This window comes from Pseudomonas sp. EA_35y_Pfl2_R111, from assembly GCF_963970955.1.
Lineage (GTDB): Bacteria > Pseudomonadota > Gammaproteobacteria > Pseudomonadales > Pseudomonadaceae > Aquipseudomonas.
In genome coordinates this window covers 669530-683928 of the sequence record NZ_CAXAOM010000001.1, presented here as the reverse complement: position 1 = coordinate 683928, position 14399 = coordinate 669530, and the positions used below count along the sequence as shown (strand labels likewise).

Genomic DNA, 14399 nt, shown 5'->3' with positions numbered 1-14399 from the left:
AGGCTGAGTTGGTGAAATGGCGGTCAGAAACGCGGCACGAGCCTATAGCTACATCGCGTAACGGATTGAAGCGGCCATGGGGGCGGTACATGCAGGTGATGATTGTTGACGATGATCCATGGATAGCAGATTTGTTGAAACAGATCGTCCTAAGCCTTCGTCCCGGCATTCAGGTCAATTGCTTTGGTGACATGCAAAGTGCTTTCGCTTCTTGGCAGGAGGCGCGCTATACCCTGGTGCTTGCTGATTGGAATTTGCCTGACGGTTCGGGCGTGAGTTTGCTGCAGAAAATTCGTTTACAGGACCGCGAAACACCACTGGTGATGATTACCGGCCGCTCTGACCGGCAGAGTGTGCTTGAGGTAAGGCGGCTGGGCATTAGTGCTTTCATTACCAAGCCATTTGATGTGCCACGTGTTGTGGCGTGTATTGAAGGGCTCCTCCCGCAGCAGGATTTTGTAGCCACGGCTCCCATGACTCAGGAAGCATTCACCGCCTATTTGAGCGGGCTGACAGCTGACGGCCTCGACTTGCCGATGCTGGAACAGGTGAAAGAGCAGCTTCAACTGGGTTATCGCGGAGAGTCACTTGATTTGCGTGAATTGGCGAGTGGCTGGCAAGGTGACCCGTCACTTTGCGTGCACCTTATTGCCGCGTCCAATAGCGCGGCCTATATCGGTTTGGGCGCGCAGTGCACCAGCTTGCGTGATGCGCTTAGGCGCCTCGGGCCGCGTACCAGTGTGAATCTGGCGATGGGGTTTGCCTTAAAGCAGGTCAACATGCAGGACAATTTAGTCCTGTCAGTGCTCATGAAAGATTATTTGGACAATGCCACCGCTCTTGCTGAGCGTGTGGTTTCGTTGGCTAAGCAGTGTGGCATTGAGCCGGTGCCACTGCAGACTGCTGCTCTGTTACATCGAATCGGCGAGCTGTGTGTGATCTATCAAGCTTATAAGTGGGAAAACCAAGGTAATACGCTGGATGAAAACCTGCTTATGCAGGCTATCTGCGATTTTGCCGCGCCATTTGCGATCAAGCTGAAAGCCCAGTGGGAACTGCCTATGGCCTTGCGAGAATTGATAGGTGCTGTTTATGCGCTGCCACAGGCGCAGGTCCGCCGCGAGCAGGTACTGATGCGGCTTGCAGCCGCTATAAATAATAGCGAACCACCGGCCACTGTTGACCGGCTGAGCAGACTCGCTGGTTTGGCGTGAGGTATGGGCATACATTCGGTGAACTACCAGTAAACACAAAGCGAGCTAGGCTGAGCGAGTATGGAGTTGCAACGCAAGGATCTGGAGCCGCGCATGCGCATAAGTAAAGGAATTGACGTCGAGTCGGTCATTCTGATCGTCGAAGACCAGACCACGGATGCGCTCGCTCTGCATGAGGCCGTGCGCGATCTAGGGGAGGTACATTTAGCCAATGATGGCCCTTCTGCCTTGGCAATGGCCAGGCAGTGCAAGCCGGATCTTGTGTTGCTGGATATCGAGATGGCTGGTATGAGCGGCTTTGCCGTCTGCAAGGCACTGAAGGCTGATCCGAAACTTTGCGATGCCGCCATTATCTTTGTCACTTCGCATGTTCAGTCTGAGAACGAATTGCGCGCGCTGGAATATGGCGGCATTGATTTCATTCACAAACCGCTGAACGCGCCGGTGGCCAGGGCCCATATCAAAGCCCACCTGGCATTGCGTTATGAGGCTAAGAAACTCGCCAATCATGATGCATTGACAGGGTTGCCAAACCGTACGCTGCTGCAGGACCGTACCGAGCAAGCCTTGCAGAAGGCCCGTCGCAGCGAGGTTCATGTGGCCATGCTGTTGCTGGACCTGGATAACTTCAAAGGCATTAATGACTCGCAGGGGCATTCCATTGGTGATGAGCTACTCAAGGAAGTCGCTGCTCGCTTATCGCTGGCATCCAGGGCGTTGGATACGGTCAGTCGACAGGGCGGAGACGAGTTCATCGTCCTATTGCCAGAAGTCAGCGGGTTTGATGTGGTCGGCGATTTTGCTGAGCGATTGCTCGCCATCATCAGTACACCCTTCATGATTCAAGGTAATCGCTACGACCTGACGGCAAGTATCGGCATCAGTCTGTTTCCTGACGACAGCGAGGACACCGAGTCGCTCTACCGTCATGCGGATTCGGCCATGTATCAAGCCAAGCTCGATGGGCGTAACCGTTGTCGTTTCTTTTCCCCCGATATCGAGCGCAGCACCCGCGGGCGGCACCTGTTGGAACAGCACATGCGTGGAGCGCTGGAGAATGGCGTATTTGAGGTCTTCTACCAGGCAAAGGTCATGGCCACCGAGAATGTAGTGGTCGGTATGGAGGCGCTCGTACGTTGGCGTAACAGCAGTGGTCAGCTTATCTCCCCTGCCGAGTTTATCCCCCTGGCCGAAGAGACTGGGCTAATTATCCCCATCGGCACATTCGTACTGCAGCAGGCCTGTGAGGATGCCCAGATGCTTATCGCGCAGGGCATGCGTCTTGTGGTTAGTGTGAATATTTCGGCGGTGCAGTTTCGCGAAGAGTCATTTCTACAGATAGTGCAGGATGCCTTGCTGGCGTCGAAGCTTGCGCCAGAGTTTCTTGAGCTGGAAATCACCGAGGGTGTACTGGCAAAGGATGTCGCGCACACGCAACACGTACTGAACGCCTTGCGCGGTATGGGGGTGCGTATTGCGCTCGATGATTTTGGTACGGGTTACTCAAGCCTTAGCTACCTCAAACGCTTTCCGGTTGATGTGTTGAAAATCGACCAAAGTTTTGTGCGTGACATGTTGGTTGATAAGAGTGATGCAGCGATTATTGAGGCCATTGTCAGACTGGCTCAGGCGTTCGGCCTTGAATTGGTCGCCGAAGGCGTGGAAACCCAGGAGCAAGCTACTGCCTTGCAAGTCTTTGGTTGCCAAATCATGCAGGGCTACTTGTACTCTCGGCCGGTGCCGTTTATCCAACTCTGCGTACTGCTGGACTCTGGCAACCTCAGTGCTCGATAACCATAAAAGCAGTCGTGCGATACGTTTTGTTGATTCGCCAATCACCGCACCACGCTTGAGTTATCCAGGTTTTGCTGTGGGTGAACATTGCTGATCAGCGCTCTGACATTGTTGTAGGGATGCTATGTCGATAAAAAACAATTACGCCATCGTTGCTGCCAATAAATGGACCATTCTCAGCCTGCTTGCCGGCTTGGTAATCAGCATTGCTGCAGCGGTGGGAGTTGCTCGGTTTAATCAGCAGCAGGCTGGTGAGGCCGTCAATACTGCTGCGCAGAAGTCTGCCGATGCAGTGGTCAATCGAATCAAGCTTTATCAGTATGGTTTGCGTGGCGCGCGCGGCTCGATCCAAACGATGGGCGAGCACGGCATCACCCGTGAGGGTTTTGACCGCTACAGCAAGACGCGCAACGTTGAAGTAGAGTTCCCGGGGGCGCGAGGGTTTGGCTTTATTCGCCGCGTAGCCCCGCAAGATGAAGTGGCGTTTTTGGCTCAGGCGCGTGCTGATGGCTGGCCAGACTTTGCTATTCGCCAGCTTACGCCCCATGACGCCGAGCGTTATGTCATCCAATACATCAGCCCGGTCGAGCCCAATAGGGTGGCCATTGGGCTGGATATCGCCTCCGAGGCGAATCGGCGGCAGGCCGCACGTTCCGCCATGTTGAGTGGTGAAGTGCGTCTGTCAGGCCCTATTACGCTGGTGCAGGGCATTGGTCAGCCGCAGCAATCGTTTCTGATTCTGATGCCCATCTATCGTAGCGTGGTTGATCCAAGCACCGTTGATGCACGTGAGGCGCAAGCATTTGGCTGGAGCTATGCGGCGTTAAGTATGGATGCCGTACTCAGTGGGATACGCCCGCCGGAGCAGGCCGTTAGCCTTGAGTTACGTGACATTACCGACCCCACACAAGGTGTCGTTTTTTATAAGTCTGAGGATGAGGCTACTCAGGATATTGTGCTTTCAAAAACTGTAGAGCGTGATGTGTATGGCCGGCGCTGGCAGTTGCAGTTCGGCGTGCATCCGCTGTTTATCAGCCAACTTCGTCAGCTTTCCCCGTTATTGGTATTGAGTCTTGGGTTGATTGGTTCTGTGCTGTTGGCCGCCTTGGTCGGCGTGCTAAGCGTTAGTCGTGCACGTCAACTGCAGTTCATCGCAGAACAGGCCAAATTGGCCGCGATTGTTGCAAGTTCGGTAGACGGGATTATTGGGAAAAACCTTGATGGCACGGTGACCAGTTGGAATGGAGGCGCCGAGAGGCTATTTGGATTTAGTGCGCAGGAGGCGTTAGGGCGCCGCCTTTCTGAGCTGATCGTTCCCGAGTCGCTAAAAAGTGAAGAAGCCGAGATTCTGGCCTGTATTGAAGCGGGCAAATCAGTGCCCAGTTTTAATACCCAACGGCAAGATAAAAACGGTACGTTGATCCCTGTTTCCGTCACGGTGTCGCCTATCCGCGACTCTGCGGGCCAAGTAATCGGGGCGTCAAAAACCGTACGGGATAACTCTGAGCAAATAGCTGCTGAGGCGAAGATTCATGAACTCAACAGCAGCCTTGAGGCTCAGGTTGTTCAACGTACATCCGAGTTAAACCAGCTCAATGTATTGCTTGGCAACGTGATGCGTTCAGCCTCAGAAGTCGCGATCATTGCCACTGATCGCGAGGGCATTATTCGCTTATTCAACACGGGCGCAGAGCGCATATTGGGTTACACGGCGGCTGAGCTGATCGATAAGAGCAGCCCGGCCATCTTCCATCTGAATCAAGAAGTAGAGGCTCGCTCACGCGAATTGACTGCGCAATACGGGCAAACCATAGAAGGCTTCCGCGTATTTGTGCACACGGCCGAACTCGAGGGGGCCGAGACACGTGAATGGACCTATGTGCGCAAGAACGGCACCTATTTACCTGTGTCCCTGGCCGTCACGGCTATGCGTGATGAGCATGGCGAGATCACCGGTTACCTCGGCATTGCTGTGGATTTGACTGCCCGCAAGGCTTCCGAGAATGCGTTTGCGTCGGCGCGTGATCAGTTATTGATGGCGGCTGATGTGGCCGAGCTGGGTATCTGGTCCTGGATCCTGGCTGACAACTCGTTGAGCTGGAACGACCGTATGTTCGAGTTGTATGACCAGCCGCTGAGCTTGCGTGATACGGGCTTGAACTACGAACACTGGCATGCACGCGTACACCCTGACGATGTTGAAATGGCGGCGAGCAAGCTGAGTATGGCGGTCGAGGGGCGAGGCCTGTACGACCCGATCTTCCGTGTCGTACGGCCTGATGGCCAGGTTCGGGTTGTTCAGGCAGGCGCTCAGGTGGAGAGGGACAGTCGGGGTGTTGCGGTCCGGGTTACGGGTATCAATCGCGACATCACTGAGCAACGTGAGCTCGAATCACGGTTGCTTGATGCCAAGGAGCAGGCGGATGCGGCCAGCGCATCCAAATCATCATTCCTGGCCAATATGAGCCATGAAATTCGCACGCCAATGAACGCGGTTCTGGGCATGCTGCACCTGGTGCAGAACACCGAACTGGATAGCCGGCAACTGGATTACGTCAGCAAGGCCGAGACAGCTGCAAAGTCTTTGCTGGGGCTGCTGAACGATATCCTCGACTACTCAAAAATTGATGCGGGTAAGTTGCAGTTGGATCTACACACCTTTGAACTCGAGACGTTAATGCGCGATTTAGCGGTCGTGCTGTCGGGTAATCAGGGCCACAAAGATGTGGAAGTAATGTTCGATCTGGACCCGCAATTACCCAGTGCCTTGCTTGGCGACAGCCTGCGTTTACAGCAAGTGCTGATCAATCTGGCAGGCAATGCCTTGAAGTTCACCCGGTACGGTCAAGTGGTGGTCAGGATCGAAGCGTTGCAACGCTTGGGTGAGGAAGTAAGCGTTCGTATTGAAGTCACGGATACCGGTATCGGTATCAATGCCGATCACCTGACCCGTATTTTCGATGGCTTCACTCAGGCTGAGGCATCGACTACCCGGCGTTTTGGTGGCACCGGGTTGGGCTTGGTTATTTCCAAGCGGCTGATCAACTTGATGGGCGGTGAACTGCAGGTCAGCAGCGAAGTGGGCGTAGGGAGCCGCTTCTGGTTTGACATCGAACTGGGTGTCTCGCATCCCTTACCGTTGCGCGCGTTCTGCCCGGGTGTTGATCGACCAATGCGCTTGCTGGTGGCAGATGATAACGAGGTGGCCGGTTATCTGCTGGCGCGCATGGTCGAGGCGTTGGGATGGCAGGTGGACCTTGTCAATGATGGTTTACAAGCGGTTGAGCGCGTCGAGCAAATGCAGCGCGAGGGTAAAGCCTACGATGTAATCCTGATGGACTGGCGCATGCCTGATATGGATGGGTTGAGCGCAGCACGGCTGATTCGTCAGCGCAGTCAGGGGCTGTCGATGCCGTTGGTCATCATGATTACTGCATACGGGCGCGAGGTGCTGGCTGATGCGCAACAGGAAGATGACGCGCCTTTTGCCGGGTTCCTCAGTAAACCGGTAACGCCTCAGCAGCTGGCCGATACGATCCAGCGAGTCTCCATGGGGGAGGTCGCTCCTCAGCCGTCTGTAGCCAGCCAACGCGCTGCGCAGCCAAAGCGTTTGAGTGGCATGCACTTACTGGTGGTCGAGGACAACATGCTCAACCGTCAGGTCGCCTTCGAGTTATTGAAAGGCGAGGGAGCCCAGGTGACCCTTGCCGAGGGAGGCCTTGACGGGGTGCAGCTGGTCACTGACAACGCACAAACCCTGGATGCCGTGTTGATGGATGTTCAGATGCCTGACATCGACGGCCTGGAAGCAACGCGGCGGATTCGCGCAGATGCACGGAACCAGGGGCTAAAAATCATTGCCATGACGGCCAATGCGTCCAGCGCTGATGAGCAAGCATGCCGTGCGGCGGGGATGGATGATCACCTCGGTAAGCCAATTGATCTGGAAAAAATGGTTGCCACACTACTGCGTCACGCGGGGCGCGAGGATGTGGCGCCAGTAACCCAGCCACCAGCACAACCGCATGACTCTGCGGTGGAGTCAGCCGCTTCGATTAATCAACGTTTTGGCGGTAATCATCAATTGATTCGCAATGTGCTGAGCAGTTTCGCGCCAGAGCAGGCGAAGCAGCTCGCTCGCTTGCAAGAGCAGGTTGAACAGCGCAATGCCGCCGGTGCGGCCGCTGTGCTACATGCCATCAAAGGCAGCAGCGGCACCATGGGTGCCTGGGCCATTTCACAGCTGGCGGGTGAGCTGGAGCAGCAATTACTGCATGGAGATGACGCGTCCAAGGCGCAAGTGTTAGCCGATGGCGGCTTTGTTGAGGCGTTGCGTGAGCTGCTACACACAAGTGATCAAGCGCTGAAGGCTATGTTTGAATTGCCTACTGAGTTGCCTTCAGCAGAGATAAATCCTGCAGTATTTTCCCTCGAACAATGGCGTGAGGCCTTGGGGGATATTCTGGCGTTGTTAGAGACCGGCAATATGCAGGCAATAGTCCAAAGTGAGGCGCTGTTGGCGCAGACGCCACAGGCGCTGCGGCCCCAGTTTGGCAAGTTTCTAGATTCAGTGCAGTCCTTGGACTTTGCTGCATCTTTACTGGCTGGGCATGAGCTGCTGAATTCGGTCTGAGGGTTTATTGATGCAGCGGTGGCAAACGGCTATGCGGCAGAAACCAAAAATACTTTTGGTTGATGATCAGCGCGTCAATATCTTGGTGCTGCACGAGTTGTTCCGTGACGAGTGCGAAATCTTTATGGCCACGGACGGTGAGCAAGCATTGCAGAGTTGTCGCACGATATTGCCGGACCTGGTCCTGCTTGATGTGCATATGGAGGGGCTCGACGGACATGACGTGTGCCGTCATCTCAAAGAAGACCCGGAAACCCGTGACATCCCGATCATCTTTGTTACCGCTCAGGGGGCAGAGCAGGATGAGGTGCGTGGCTTTGAGCTGGGCGCGGTGGACTTTATCGTTAAACCGATCAACCCCGTCATTGTAAAAGCGCGGGTCAACACCCACCTGACGCTTAAACGGCAGAGCGACATCTTGCGTTCTATTGCTTTACTGGATGGCCTTACGGGTGTTGCCAACCGACGCAAGTTCGATGAAGCGCTTGAACTCAACTGGCGGCGCAGTTTGCGGGAAAAAACTGCGTTATCGGTCATCATGATCGATGTTGATTACTTTAAGCGCTTCAATGATTGCTACGGCCATCAACGAGGTGATTCGTGCTTGCAGGCTGTGGCTGGGGCGCTTAATGGTGTGATTAGACGCCCATACGATTTGCTGGCGCGTTATGGCGGTGAAGAGTTTGCCTGTGTGTTGCCCAGTACAGGGTTGAGCGATGCTGTGCAGCTTGCCGAGCGCATGCAAACAGCCGTACGGGCGCTCAAGCTTGAACATATGGATTCCGACTTGGAGCACGTTGTTACTGTTTCGCTTGGGGTGGCGACTATTGTGCCGGCTGCTGGAGCGACATCCGAAACCGTTGTTGGCGAAGCTGATCGGCAGCTCTACCTGGCCAAGCAAGCAGGGCGCGCTCGCGTCAGTTCGTGCGCGCTGACTGATCAGCAGTAAGGCCGGTAAACGCGCATATTCTTTGCAGTCAGTGCCCTCGTTCATTCCATCGCGTGGCTGTGGCGTTAGTGGTTCAGGCGTTGCAACTCGCGGCGCACCATCTGCGCATAGGCAGCAGGCCTTAGGGCGTACAGCTCTGCTGCCACCCAGCTTAACCAGCGTCCACCCATTTCAGCCTTGGCGGCTAGAAGGCGCAGAGCTTCGGCCTCGGCGCGGGTCTGATTGGCTTGGTGAAATTCCGCGCGGGACGGTTTGCTGGTTTTGTCGTCGCTTGGGGCCATGGTGCTCTGCCGTGGTCGATCTTGGGGTATCTACAAGCCTGTGACTTCGTAGGGTGGATAGGGGCGCGTGGCTGACGCTTTATCCATCCACCGAATCGCATGGTGGATGAGAAAAGCGTCATCTACCCTACGTCGCGAATGGTGTAGGAGCGGGCCATGCCCGCGATCACTTGGCTGGATGCGCTGTGTTCGCGGGCATGGCGGAGTGCCGCCCAGCCGTTCCTACAATTTTCTGTTACACCGGCTCGACGACATCCTCGTTTTGATCCATGGCTACTTGGCGAATCGACAGGCGAATTTCTGCTGGCAGTACGCGTTTGGCGGCGCCTTCAGCCAGTTCGCTGAGAAGCGGGTGGTGGCTGAGCTTGCCAGCTTCATCCTGACGCAGCACCCCATGCTCCAGCAGGCTCTGGATAAAGTGGCGGAACAGGCTCTTATCGAAGAACTCCGGGGCGTTGAGGCCATGCAGGATCGACAGGCGCTGGGCCATCACGGTGCACAGATCTTCCAGCTCTTCGGCGCTGATGGTGTTCTGCCCGGCATTAAGCAGCAGGGCAGTGGCCATATAGAAGCGCTGCAGGGTCTGCACGATGGCGCGGGCCAGCAGGGTGAGCAGGACAAACTCGCGCGAGCTCGGGGCCGGGCGCACGTACATGTCGCCATCGAGCTTGAGCAGGCCCTGTTCGACAAAGGCGGCCAGCCACTGATCGACCACACCGTCCAGCTCGTCCATATCCCAGCGGATAAACAGCTCGGACTGCAGGTAGGGATACAACGCACGGGTAAAGCGCAGGATCTGCTCGCGGCTCATCCGCGAACTGCTCTGGAAGAAGCTCGCCAGCAGCGCAGGCAGGGCGAAGATATGCAGCACGTTGTTGCGGTAGTAGGTCATCAGGACGGCATTGTGCTCGTCCAGATAGAGGATCTTGCCGAGGGCGTCCTTCTGTTCGGCGAGCAGGTCCATCTTCTGCACGTATTCGATCAGCGCCTGGCCGTTACCGTCCGGCAGGGTGGTGTGCGGCGAGTAAGGCACGCTGCGCAGCAGGGCTAGATAGAGGTCGAGCACCCGCGACAGGGCGCGTTCATCCAGGGCCAGCTTGCTGGTGGAAAGCAGCGCCAGGGCCACCAGATTGACCGGGTTGATCGCCGCCGCCTCGTTGAGGTGCTGCGCCACGCGCTCGCCCAGGTTGTTGGTGGCTTCATTGAGCCAGGCCGGGCGGTACTGCGTGCCGTAATCTTGCTCGCGCCAGTCCGGTTGCTCACTGTCGAGAAATTCCGCCAGCTTGATCGGCTCGCCGAAGTTGACCCAGACATGGCCGAAGCGCTGCTTGAGGGCGCCGATGACCTTGAAGATGTCGAAGATCGATTCTTTCTTCTTGCTCGCGCCGCGCAGCTCACCCAGGTAGGTGCGGCCTTCCAGCACGCGCTCGTAGCCGATATACACCGGCACGAAGACCACGGGCAGGCGGTTGCTGCGCAGGAAGCTGCGCATGGTGATGGCCAGCATGCCGGTTTTCGGCTGCAGCATACGCCCAGTGCGCGAGCGGCCGCCTTCGACGAAGTATTCGACCGGGAAGCCCTTGCTGAACAGGGTGTGCAGGTATTCATTGAACACTGCGGTGTACAGCGGGTTGCCCTTGAAGGTGCGGCGCATAAAGAACGCACCGCCGCGCCGGAGCAGACTGCCAATCACCGGCATATTGAGGTTGATACCGGCGGCGATATGCGGCGGCGTAAGGCCATTGCGGAACAGCAGGTAGGACAGCAGCAGGTAGTCGATATGGCTGCGATGGCAGGGCACATAGATCACCTCATGGCCCTGGGCGACTTCCTGCACGCCCTCGATATGGTTGACCTTGATGCCGTCGTAGATCTTGTTCCAGAACCAGCTCAGCACCAGTTCGAGGAAGCGAATGGCGGTGTAGGTGTAGTCCGAGGCGATCTCGTTGCCATAGCGCAACGCCTGGCTTTCGGCCTTCTCCAGGCTGATATTTTCGCGTTCGGCTTCTTCGATGATCGCCTGACGCACCTGTGGGCCGTGCACCAGGCCTTTGACCAGGTTGCGCCGGTGCGAGACGTCCGGGCCGATCACGGCGGCCTTCTGGTTGCGGAAGTGCACCCGCAGGATGCGCTGGACCATGCGTAGGGTGCGCTCGTGGCCTTTGTCCTGCTCGATCAACTCGCGCATATGAATAGGGGTGGAGAACTGCACGCGGGTCTTGCGGCCGAGAATCAGGATGCTGACCAGCCGGCGCAGGCGCCCGGTAACCGCCCAGCTGTCGGCAAACAGCAGCTTCCACGGGCTGGTTTCACGGTCGGGCGATTGGCCCCAGAACACGCTGACCGGAATGATCTGCGCATCGTCCACCGCATGCTGGCTCAGCGCGCTGACCAGGCGTTGCAGGGTGGGCGAGATACCGCGTTTGTCCTGCCGGCCGAGCCAATCGGGCTCAGGCGTCAGGTAGAAGAAGGCGGCAGGCTCCAGCAGCTCACCCACCGCTACCGGCAGTACCGGGCGCGGCAGGCCGGCCTTGCGGCACTCGGTATCGACCACCGCCAGATCGCTCAGCGACGGTTGCTGCAGCACATAGAACACCGGCTTGCTGCGGTCGAGCTTGAGGGTAAAGGCGGACTGGTTGATGGTTTCCGAGCGCACCCAGAGGTACAGCACGCGGCGCAGGGTGCCAAAAATAAGACGACGGAGCGGGGATCGGGTCATACGGAGTCTGCAGGCTTGAAAACGAGCATTTGCTCGGGGGGCGTAGTGTGCCGGATCGCTTGGCCGGCGGCAAAAATCTTCTAGGGTTTAGCTCGCGCGGAATTCTTTTTACGGGTTAGCTGTAACAGCCGCTTTTTGGCTGCGTCTATTAGCGCGAGGCAGCCAATCGGCCGCCACTGTAAACCACCATTGGAGAGTTGCTATGAACCATCTGAACACCGTTGTTGCATCCCTGGGCGCGGTACTGCTGAGCAGCGCTGCGTTTAGCGTGCAGGCCGCCAGCAACCCGTTTGCCGCGCAGGAACTGAGCAGCGGCTACAGCCTGGCTGCCGGCGAAAAATCCGCCGAAGGCAGCTGCGGTGAAGGCAAATGTGGCGGCGATATGAAAAAAGCCGAAGGCGAAGGCAAGTGTGGTGAAGGCAAATGTGGTGGCGAAGTCAAAGCCGATGGCGAGGGCAAATGCGGTGAAGGCAAGTGCGGCGCTGAGAAGAAAGCCGAGTAACTGAATAACTGAGGCAGGGGCAGGGTATGCAGATGGATTTCGTCAACGGTGCCGGTCTGGGCTTGCGTCGCGGCCTGCTTGGCGCGCTGCAGGACTGCAGCACAGCCGAGGTGGATTTCCTCGAAGTGGCACCGGAGAACTGGATCGGTGTCGGCGGGCGTTTGGGCAAGCAGTTGCGTGCCTTAAGCGAGCGCCTGCCACTGCTCTGTCATGGTCTGTCCCTCAACCTCGGTGGCTTTGCCCCGCTGGATATCGAGCTGCTCAAGGCCATCAAGGGCTTTCTCGAGCAGCACGGCGTGCGCGGTTACAGCGAACACCTGTCGGCCTGCGCCGACCATGGCCAGCTGTATGACCTGATGCCGCTGCCCTTTTCCGAGGAGTCGGTGCTGCGTATCGCCGAGCGCGTGCGCATCGTCCAGGACGTGCTGGAACGGCCGCTGATAATCGAGAACGTCTCAGCCTATGCGCAGTTGCCGGGCGAGCTGGATGAGGCGGCGTTTGTCCGCGCGGTGCTGGAACAGGCCGACTGCCAGCTGTTGCTGGATGTGAACAACGTCTTCGTCAACAGCATCAATTTCAACTTCGATGCGCAGGCGTATATCGCCAGCATGCCCAGTGCGCGCATCGCCTATCTGCATGTGGCCGGGCATTACGACCAGGCCAGTGATTTGAAGATCGACACTCACGGCGCGCCGGTGATCGACCCTGTCTGGGCGCTGCTAGAACAGGCGTATGCCGTGCACGGCATACGCCCGACCTTGCTGGAACGGGATTTCAACTTCCCGCCGATTGCCGAGCTGTACGCCGAGGTGGCGCAGATTCGTCAGTTGCAAACGGCAGCGGTTCCTTTGCGGAGTTACGGCACATGAGCGGCGTCGAAGCACAGCGCGCTTTTGCCGCGCGTATTCGCCAACCGGCAGAGCAGCCGCTGCTGGGTGGCGTCAGCGCTGAGCGTATGGCGGTGTATGAAACGCTGTTCTTCAACAATATCGAAGGCTTTATCAGCGGCGCCTTTCCGGTGCTGCACCGGCTGATCGAGGCAAGTCGCTGGCAGCGCCTGGTGCGCAGCTTTATCGCCGAGCATCAGGCGCGCACGCCGTACTTTCTTGAGATCAGCCAGGAGTTTCTTGCCTGGTTGCAGCAGGGCTACGTCGCCGAAGCCGGCGATCCCCCGTTTATTCTGGAGTTGGCGCATTACGAATGGGTCGAGTTGGCGCTGGATGTCAGCGAAGCCACGCTACCGGCCCAGGGTTGGTCGCCACTGGCCTGGCCGTTGGCGTATCAGTGGCCGGTGCAGCGCATAGGTATGGACTTCCAACCCCGTGAGGCAGATGCCGAGCCGACCTGTCTGCTGGTCTGGCGTGATACGCAGGATAAGGTGCGCTTTATGCAGATAAGCCCCTTTGCTTACCAACTGGCGGCGCGCCTGCAGGCTGGTGAGGCGGCTGAACCGGCGTTGTTAGCGCTGGCTCAGCAGCATGGGCTAAACGCCGACAACGCCTATTTCAACAACGCCAAAACCCTGCTGGATGACTGGCAACGCCAGGGCATCTGGTGTTCTTAACCCCCCGCTGTACCTGACCTCGGCGCCAAACGCCGGCTTGTGGAGATTTACCATGCTGAGCTTTATCAATCGTCTCCAGGACGCCCTGGACGCTTCTCGTCGCCTGGATTTTCTTGGGCCCCTGTTGTTGCGCTTGTATCTGGTGCCGGTGTTCTGGATGGCTGGCATGCATAAGCTGGCCGATATCGACGCTACGGCGGCGTGGTTCGGCAACCCGGACTGGGGCTTGGGTTTGCCATTCCCCGAGCTGCTGGCCTGGGCAGCGGCTTTGACCGAGGCGGGTGGGGCGCTGCTGTTGTTGTTCGGCCTGGCGGTGCGTTGGATCAGCATCCCGCTGATTGTCACCATGCTGGTGGCGATCTTCGCCGTGCACCTGCCTTACGGCTGGCAGGCGATTGCCGATGCCAGTGCGCCGTTCGCCAATGAGCGTGTCATGGAGTCGGTGGGCAAGCTCGAACGCGCCCGTGAGCTGCTCAAAGAGCACGGCAACTACGACTGGCTGACCAGCAGCGGCAAGCTGGTGATACTGAACAACGGCATCGAGTTTGCCGCCACCTACCTGGTGATGCTGGTGGCGCTGTTTTTCAGCGGCGCGGGGCGTTGGTTGAGCGTGGACTACTGGTTGGCCAAGGCCTTTCGTAAGCAGCCATAAGCTGAACCTGGCCTGTCGCCGCAATGGCGATAGGCCTTTAGCACAGCATGGTTCCAGAGCGCTTTTCACTGCTTATAGGCAAAGGAAGTAA

At 57.5% G+C, this 14399-nt stretch carries 10 protein-coding genes; 8 read left to right on the top strand and 2 right to left on the bottom strand.

All coding sequences use genetic code 11. The features are described from left to right. Nucleotides 1–89 precede the first annotated feature (89 nt). The 4 genes from AACY25_RS03455 (at nucleotide 90) to AACY25_RS03440 (ending at nucleotide 8590) form a co-directional block, all read left to right on the top strand. A complete protein-coding gene (locus tag AACY25_RS03455) occupies nucleotides 90–1214 on the top strand; it encodes an HDOD domain-containing protein (RefSeq protein WP_339410280.1) in 1125 nt (374 codons plus the stop codon). A 60-nt stretch (nucleotides 1215–1274) separates the two neighbouring features. Then, nucleotides 1275–3008: a putative bifunctional diguanylate cyclase/phosphodiesterase gene (locus AACY25_RS03450; RefSeq protein WP_339522527.1), complete on the top strand. Its 1734-nt coding sequence runs from the start codon at nucleotides 1275–1277 to the stop codon at nucleotides 3006–3008. Between the two features lie 124 nt (nucleotides 3009–3132). Next, nucleotides 3133–7641 carry a PAS domain-containing hybrid sensor histidine kinase/response regulator gene (locus AACY25_RS03445; protein WP_339522526.1) on the top strand — a complete coding sequence of 1503 codons (4509 nt, stop codon included), beginning with the start codon at nucleotides 3133–3135 and terminating at the stop codon, nucleotides 7639–7641. 10 nt (nucleotides 7642–7651) lie between these two features. Then, a complete protein-coding gene (locus tag AACY25_RS03440) occupies nucleotides 7652–8590 on the top strand; it encodes a diguanylate cyclase domain-containing protein (protein ID WP_339522524.1) in 939 nt (312 codons plus the stop codon). Between the two features lie 65 nt (nucleotides 8591–8655). Here AACY25_RS03440 and AACY25_RS03435 read toward each other — a convergent pair whose 3' ends face one another. Then, nucleotides 8656–8871 carry a hypothetical protein gene (locus AACY25_RS03435; protein WP_339522522.1) on the bottom strand — a complete coding sequence of 72 codons (216 nt, stop codon included), beginning with the start codon at nucleotides 8869–8871 and terminating at the stop codon, nucleotides 8656–8658. A 235-nt stretch (nucleotides 8872–9106) separates the two neighbouring features. Then, a complete protein-coding gene (plsB, locus tag AACY25_RS03430; protein ID WP_339522521.1) occupies nucleotides 9107–11590 on the bottom strand; it encodes a glycerol-3-phosphate 1-O-acyltransferase PlsB in 2484 nt (827 codons plus the stop codon). Nucleotides 11591–11792: 202 nt separating this feature from the next. Between plsB and AACY25_RS03425 the strand changes: the two genes are divergently transcribed. Genes AACY25_RS03425 through AACY25_RS03410 form a run of 4 tightly spaced genes read left to right on the top strand, consistent with a single transcriptional unit; the run spans nucleotide 11793 to nucleotide 14308 of the window. Further along, nucleotides 11793–12092, top strand: a complete 300-nt coding sequence (locus AACY25_RS03425) for an HvfA family oxazolone/thioamide-modified RiPP metallophore (protein WP_339522519.1) — start codon at nucleotides 11793–11795, stop codon at nucleotides 12090–12092. Nucleotides 12093–12118: 26 nt separating this feature from the next. After that, complete coding sequence (locus AACY25_RS03420; RefSeq protein ID WP_339522518.1) at nucleotides 12119–12961, top strand: HvfB family MNIO-type RiPP peptide maturase; 843 nt, start codon at nucleotides 12119–12121, stop codon at nucleotides 12959–12961. Beyond that, the gene (locus tag AACY25_RS03415; protein ID WP_339522517.1) at nucleotides 12958–13656 is read left to right on the top strand and encodes an HvfC family RiPP maturation protein; all 699 of its coding nucleotides are present in this window, start codon (nucleotides 12958–12960) and stop codon (nucleotides 13654–13656) included. The genes AACY25_RS03420 and AACY25_RS03415 overlap by 4 nt, the downstream gene beginning before the upstream one ends. 52 nt (nucleotides 13657–13708) lie before the next feature. Beyond that, a complete protein-coding gene (locus AACY25_RS03410; protein WP_339522516.1) occupies nucleotides 13709–14308 on the top strand; it encodes an HvfX family Cu-binding RiPP maturation protein in 600 nt (199 codons plus the stop codon). Nucleotides 14309–14399 lie beyond the last annotated feature (91 nt).

Coding starts and splice junctions, on each gene's coding strand:
- AACY25_RS03425 (WP_339522519.1), top strand. CDS start 11,793: ATGAACCATCTGAACACCGTTGTTGCATCCCTGGGCGCGGTACTGCTG.
- AACY25_RS03420 (WP_339522518.1), top strand. CDS start 12,119: ATGCAGATGGATTTCGTCAACGGTGCCGGTCTGGGCTTGCGTCGCGGC.
- AACY25_RS03450 (WP_339522527.1), top strand. CDS start 1,275: ATGGAGTTGCAACGCAAGGATCTGGAGCCGCGCATGCGCATAAGTAAA.
- plsB (WP_339522521.1), bottom strand. CDS start 11,590: ATGACCCGATCCCCGCTCCGTCGTCTTATTTTTGGCACCCTGCGCCGC.
- AACY25_RS03445 (WP_339522526.1), top strand. CDS start 3,133: ATGTCGATAAAAAACAATTACGCCATCGTTGCTGCCAATAAATGGACC.
- AACY25_RS03455 (WP_339410280.1), top strand. CDS start 90: ATGCAGGTGATGATTGTTGACGATGATCCATGGATAGCAGATTTGTTG.
- AACY25_RS03435 (WP_339522522.1), bottom strand. CDS start 8,871: ATGGCCCCAAGCGACGACAAAACCAGCAAACCGTCCCGCGCGGAATTT.
- AACY25_RS03415 (WP_339522517.1), top strand. CDS start 12,958: ATGAGCGGCGTCGAAGCACAGCGCGCTTTTGCCGCGCGTATTCGCCAA.
- AACY25_RS03410 (WP_339522516.1), top strand. CDS start 13,709: ATGCTGAGCTTTATCAATCGTCTCCAGGACGCCCTGGACGCTTCTCGT.
- AACY25_RS03440 (WP_339522524.1), top strand. CDS start 7,652: ATGCAGCGGTGGCAAACGGCTATGCGGCAGAAACCAAAAATACTTTTG.